The sequence below is a fragment of the Pseudomonas brassicae genome (genome assembly GCF_010671725.1).
GTDB lineage: Bacteria > Pseudomonadota > Gammaproteobacteria > Pseudomonadales > Pseudomonadaceae > Aquipseudomonas > Aquipseudomonas brassicae.
Genome location: NZ_JAAHBU010000488.1, coordinates 1 through 6559 on the forward strand (window position 1 = coordinate 1; position 6559 = coordinate 6559).

At 54.0% G+C, this 6559-nt stretch carries 5 protein-coding genes; all 5 read left to right on the forward strand.

The features are described from left to right. The first annotated feature begins 253 nt into the window (after positions 1-253). The 5 genes from G3436_RS24990 (at position 254) to G3436_RS25005 (ending at position 6488) form a co-directional block, all read left to right on the forward strand. Complete coding sequence (locus G3436_RS24990) at positions 254-796, forward strand: SLATT domain-containing protein (protein WP_163950745.1); 543 nt, start codon at positions 254-256, stop codon at positions 794-796. After that, the gene (locus G3436_RS24995) at positions 781-2157 is read left to right on the forward strand and encodes an RNA-directed DNA polymerase (RefSeq protein ID WP_243667312.1); all 1377 of its coding nucleotides are present in this window, start codon (positions 781-783) and stop codon (positions 2155-2157) included. The genes G3436_RS24990 and G3436_RS24995 overlap by 16 nt, the downstream gene beginning before the upstream one ends. 154 nt (positions 2158-2311) lie before the next feature. Further along, positions 2312-4045, forward strand: a complete 1734-nt coding sequence (locus tag G3436_RS25000; protein WP_243667313.1) for an ATP-dependent nuclease — start codon at positions 2312-2314, stop codon at positions 4043-4045. Continuing rightward, complete coding sequence (locus G3436_RS28065) at positions 3997-4482, forward strand: hypothetical protein (RefSeq protein WP_243667314.1); 486 nt, start codon at positions 3997-3999, stop codon at positions 4480-4482. The genes G3436_RS25000 and G3436_RS28065 overlap by 49 nt, the downstream gene beginning before the upstream one ends. Next, positions 4479-6488, forward strand: a complete 2010-nt coding sequence (locus tag G3436_RS25005; RefSeq protein ID WP_243667315.1) for a UvrD-helicase domain-containing protein — start codon at positions 4479-4481, stop codon at positions 6486-6488. Before G3436_RS28065 ends, G3436_RS25005 begins: the two co-directional genes overlap by 4 nt. Positions 6489-6559 lie beyond the last annotated feature (71 nt).

Consider the following 6559-nt stretch of genomic DNA (forward strand, 5'->3'; position numbering starts at 1 on the left):
CGAAAAGTAGGTTTACAACCCACGGTGCCGGCGGAGTGTCGCTGACTTAAGACGCCTATGGAGTTTCCTTAATGACTGGTGGCAATGTAAGATCATGACCGAAGAGGCAGGTACCTCCTCTCGTTCATTCGGGGGCGGCTCTGATAATTAACAGCTCTGGCTGTTGGGCTCACGCCCACTGATCCCTCTGGGGATGTTCTAAGATGACTCAAACCCGCTTGCCTCTTCTCCAAATTCCCATGGAGTGTTGCGTGTGAAGGATGCTATCTGGTTCACCTACAAGGCCCGAATTCAAGCCCATAACCGCTTGGAATGGCTGGACTTTCACTCCCAGATGCTCCTGGTGTGGTACGCAATCCTCGGCGCTGTTCTAGGCGTTCTAGCCATTCGCTACGAACATGTACTTGGCCCAGATACTGACGTAATGGCCACCGTCCTTTCCGTTGCGTTACTAGGCGTCTCGCTCGCAGTGACAAACCGGGATTTTCGAGTGCGCGCCATGGCAATACGAAAAAACTACCTGCAGTTGCACGCCCTTTATCGTGAACTCTCATCGGGTACTGCACCCACCTCTGAACAGACGAAGCAGTATGATGATCTGCTCGCCGACGCAGAGAATCACAGAGAGATCGATGACCGCGTCGCACGTGTTTTTTCCACCGGGCTGACCAGCCGAACACCGACTGCGTTTGAGAGTTGCTATGCCATCACCTGGATAGGTGCTCGCCTGATTGTTACCGTAGCCCTGTACGCCCTACCCCTCGCGGCAGGCATGTACTCTTGGGCGGGCAGATGAGCGCTGCACGGAGTTTCAAGAGGCATTTCGCTCGCAAACCATTGCTCCGCATTTACACTGATAAGATCAAGAACTCTGGCGCTATCGGGCTTGACCGCACCCGTCCGGCAAAGCTGGATGCCAGACTGAATGATGAGCTCGAACTCATTATCCAAAAGGTTCAGCAGGGTAAATATCGCTTCACCGCATTCAAGGAAAAGTTGATTCTGAAGGGCGCAGCCTCCCCGCCCAGGCAGATCTCAATTCCGACCGCGCGTGATCGGATTGTGTTGCGCGCCTTATGTGAGTGCCTTGCAGAGGTTTATCCAACAGCGAGGCTATCACTGCCACAGGTTGTCATCGAAGACCTCAAGGTGGCACTGGCGTCTGGAATCTATGCCGATTACGCCAAGATTGACCTGAAAAACTTCTATCCATCAATTCCTCATACGTTGATTGATGCAGCTATCCGGAAAAAGATTCGCAAGCCTGAGTTCAAGCATCTCATTACCACGGCGATTACTACGCCAACTGTCTCTGAGTCGAGAGGCAGGAAGGACACGCCCAACTCAACCATTGGAGTGCCCCAGGGCTTAGCTATCTCCAATATGCTGGCGGAGATCGCACTGCAAGATATCGATCTTATGGTTAATGGTCGGCCCGGGATCTGGTACAAGCGCTATGTCGATGACATCTTGATCCTAACGCCTGCCGGCCAGGCTGAGGCGGTAGCCAAGGAGCTGATGGCGGGGCTGCAGAGCCTGGGGTTACACCCACATCCGTTTGGCCCAGACTCAAAATCCAAGTTCGCCCCGCTGACCGATCCCTTTAGTTTCCTGGGGTATCAGGTGGAAGGTGGGCACGTGATCATTCGACGCGATAGCATCCTCCGATTTGAATCATCCATTGCGAACATCTTCACGGCCTATCGGCACAAGGTAGCGACGGCTCGCTCTCCTAAAGACATGGAGCGGGCCAGAGCATACTGCGAATGGAAAGTTAACCTACGGATCACGGGCTGTTTCTTCGAAGGAAAACGGCGAGGCTGGGCATCGTACTTTTCCCAGATCACCTCTACCGCCCAGCTTCGAGCGGTCAATCACACGATACGTAACCTGACCAAACGCTCCTCACTGGAAGGGAAGATCAAACTCAAGTCGTTGATCAAAACCTTTTACGAGCTCAAGCGCGGAAGAGCCTCTAATCACGCCTACATTCCGAACTTGGATGATCACAGCATCGCTGATAAGCGAAAAGTACTGGCGCTATGGGTTGGCGATGATGTGATAAAGCTTCGTGATGACCAGATAGAACGGCTTTTTGCGATCAAAGTAAGTAAAGCTGTGCGGGAACTCGAACAAGATATAGCCCAGACATCATGATTGGGATGTGAGTACCATGGCCTACTCCGTCGCACCAACTCAGCGGAGAAATGCCCAGCGAAATTTCAGCGACAGGCAAATAGCCAGCACGATCTCCAGTAGTATTCGTTGACCGGCTTACTGCTCCGCAAGCCTCTATGACAGGAACACATGGATGTATTTGTCAGCACTGAAGGTTCAGAATTTTCGTCAATTTAGCGCCGAATCAAACGGTCTGGTCATCGAATTCAACAAAGGCATTACTGCGCTGGTCGGAGAGAACGACGCGGGTAAGTCATCGGTCATCGACGCCCTGCGATTCGTCCTTCAGACGCGAGACGGAGAATACGTACGCCTGCAGCCGGAGGACTTCCACATTCCTGACGAAGGGCCTCAGGCGAGTCAGATCACGATCGTGGCCAAGTTTGCAGATTTGTCTGTCGCGGATCAGGGGGCACTGTCCGAGTACGTGACATTCAAGGGTGGTGATGCGGTCGTTTACGTTCACTGGACAGCACGAAGACTCTCGGACGACGTCCTCGCACGTCGTTGGGTTGATATTGTTGTACGCAGTGGCCATAGCGGCGGTGGCCCAAGCATTGACACCAATGTCCGCCAACTGCTGGCTGCTGCATACTTGCGCCCCCTTCGAGATGCCACACGGGAAATGTCCCCTGGGCGTGGATCACGCCTCTCACAAGTGCTCAAGCATTTCCCCAGCATCAAGGATGGGAGTGGTTTTGATGTTGACCAGCCGCTTGCAAACCCTGAGTCGCTGAGCCTCGCTGGGTTGGCTGGGTATCTACGGCATTTGGTGAACATGCATCCAGGTGTTACCTCTGCCCAAGACTCGGTCAACGAAAACTACCTGTCCCATCTTTCACTGGAAGGTGATGAGCTACATGGGCGGATCAATTTCGTTGAAGGGAGCTCGGAGCCAGCTCGCCTTAGACAGATCCTAGAGCGCATGGAACTGAGTCTGCTCGACCAGGGTTCACGTGAAGCTCGTGGGGAATACGGCCTGGGCTCTAACAATCTGTTGTTCATGGCCTGTGAGTTACTACTGCTTGGCAAGGAACCCGACGGACTGCCGTTACTGCTTATAGAAGAGCCAGAGGCCCACCTTCATCCACAGCGACAACTGCGTCTGATGGATTTTCTGACTGTTGCAGCTACGCCCAGACCAAGCTCCTCCACAGTCACTCGCCCGATGGAGATCGATCAGCGAGAGGAAATCTCGCTGCCATGGAACGAAGGCTCCACAGCTCCTTCAGCGCTCTCATCTGACGATGGTGGATCGACTGCAGATGAGGTCGACCAGGAAGACCAAACGCGGCCCGTGCAGGTGATCCTTACCACCCACAGTCCCAACCTCAGTTCCAAAATAGCTCTAGAGAATTTAGTACTGATGCACGGTCGCAAGGCTTATTCTCTCGGCAGGCAACACACAAAACTGGATGAGGGGGACTACCGATTCCTCGCGCGTTTCCTGGACGTGACCAAAGCAAATCTATTTTTCGCACGGGGTCTCCTCGTCGTCGAGGGAGATGCTGAAACTATCCTATTACCAGCACTAGCAAAGCTGCTCGGACGAGATCTGACCCGCCATGGCGTCTCGCTGGTGAACGTCGGGGGCGTTGGCCTGAGGCGATATGCTCGGATCCTTCAACGTGCTCATCCCTCAAAAGGCGTTCTGAACATCCCTGTCGCCTGTATCTCGGACATGGACGTCATGCCAGACTGCGCACCACAGATTCTGGGATTGGTAGAGAATGATGACGACCCCAAGTGGGTGGATGGCCGCCGGAGGTGCGAGCGAACCGCGACTTCGGCTCTGATGATGAAACACGGCGTCAACGTTTGTCTGAACGGAGAAACTCGCGCGAAGCTAACGACGAGCAAAATGTAAAAACGTTCGTGGCGGAACGATGGACACTGGAGTACGACCTGGCCTACAGCGGCATGGCACTTGAACTTCTTGTGGCCGCACGATTAGCGGCGCACGATGATGCGATCCATGCTGCTCGGGAAACGCACGACCAAGTAATTGAACGAGCCATGACCGAATATGAGGGCCTTGTAAGCTCAGGTATCTCGGCTGAAGAAACAAGTTCGACCATCTACGCACTGTTCCACCGCAAGGTTGCCTCCAAAGCGATTACTGCGCAGTACCTCGTTGACATCTTGGAGCAGCGCTTTCAAACGCTGGGAGTGAGTCTTGAGCGATTGGAAGAACGTCTTCCCGCCTACCTCGTTGAGGCGATCTACTACGTGACTTCTCGCATAGAGATAACGCCCAATCAGCACCAACCCACAGAACAGCAAACGCAGGGACAGATGCCATGATCGCGTTCTGCGACCTGGTGCCCGAAATTACCGACGAAGACATCGAGTGGGTCTCAGAGCTCATGAAGCTGGAGGGTCTGGATGAGCAACGCCTCGCCTTCCTTCGATCGCAGGAAACGCTCGACGTATCCGCGTCGCCAGGGAGCGGTAAAACGACCCTTGTAGTCGCCAAGCTCGCAATTCTTGCCCGCAAATGGAAAAGCCGAACTCGTGGCATCTGCGTGCTGTCTCACACCAACGTCGCTCGCCATGAAATTGAGCATCGACTGGGAAACACCGAAGTTGGCCGACGGCTACTGAGTTACCCTCACTACATCGACACAATCCACGGTTTTGTCAGGCGCTTCCTTGCCACGCCTTGGCTCCTTTCCGCTCAATACCGCTTCACTGCGATCGATGATGAGCTGACCCATCGGATGCGTTTGAGGTCTTTGTCAGCCGTGGATAAACGGTTTCTGGGCAGCTTCTTGGCCCGCAGAGCGTTTGATACCAAATTGCTGCGGTTAGCCACTGCTGACTTTGACAATCCTTGCATCATGGCCGCCAAAGGCAACCTGCCTAGCGGGCCAAATACTCAAAGCTACCAAATCATGGCTAGGGCAGTCGTCGACACAGCGAAGCGCGGTTACTTTTGTTACGACGAAATCTTCGTGCTGGGCAGTGCTCAACTGGCTGCGCGACCCATGGTAGCTGAGGGGTTGAGGCACCGCTTTCCATGCGTCTTCATCGACGAGATGCAGGATACCTCTGCGATGCAGGTTGAGTACCTGAACGCAATTTTCCCTCGCCACAACACCGGGATTTGCGTGACTAGGGTTGGTGATTCCAACCAGGCGATTTTTGAATCGGACGTCCACACCAATGGCAGTGACTTTCCGGATCGAAGTCGAGCAGTCGACATCTCCAGTAGCTTCCGCTTCGATGAATCGATTGCGATGTTGGCAAATCCCTTCGCACTCCAGGCCGTCGCTGGCGGACTTTCAGGGCGGCGCAACGTGGGAGAAACCGGAGCGCTTCGCCACACCATTTTCGTTTTTTCTGATGGCAACTGTAGCCCCGTACTGGATGCTTACGCTCGCCTGGCATTCCAGCAACTCCCCGTGGAGCTACACGACAAGGCAACAATCACTGCCATAGGCTTTACCCATAAAGACATCGATCCCGATGACACCGACCCGATGCATTACCCAAAAACGGTCGGGCACTATTGGGAGGGCTATGATCGCAGTGCAGGTCTAGCAGCTTACCGTCCGCCAACGTTGATCGAGCGTATTCGCCAAGCCAAACGTGATCTCGTCAAAAGCGATACTGCTCACCATAGCGTGGAAGAGATCGCGAAATGCCTTCTCCACCTGGTAAACCTCTCCAATCTCACCACCAAAATCAAAGTGGGAAGTCGACAGCACGTCCAAGTACAACAGTTACTGATCGACCTGAATGACTTGGCCGCCTACCAACAGTTGGTGGTCGATCTACTCTTCACATCAAATACCATCAGTGCCGACAGCTGGACATCTTTCGCTCAGCGCTTTTGGGCTTTGGCATCAGTCCTTGCTGGAGTAGATGAGCAACCCGAAGCAGCGCAGAGCTACCTCGCTTGGGTAGCGGAAGGCTTGGATACTCTGCAGGAGGACGCTGTACATCTTGAAGTAAATACCTTCCGCAGCAATCAAGACCATGGCGTGTTGGACGTCAAGCTCGGCTCCATTCATTCAAGCAAGGGACAGAACCATACCGCGACGCTTGTGCTGGAAACCTACAGTCACGAGCACTTCATCGCTAGCCTGTTGCCTTGGCTCACTGGGCAACAAGCCACGGTGGTATCAGGACGCGAAAACGGATCGTCCAGCGGTACTTGCAATGTATGTGGCGATGACCCGCCCAACACACCTGCTGTGCCTGGCCATAAGCAGGAGGACGCTTGGCGAGGGGGAGGAAATCGAGGCCAACTGCGAACAGCTCCGGCAGCAGGGTTGGGACATTCAGTATGTGTAAATGTCGCATGATCGGCATCCAAAGTATCATTAGCAGTTTCACTACCATGAAGATGTGATCTGATGACAGACTCACCCCCCCT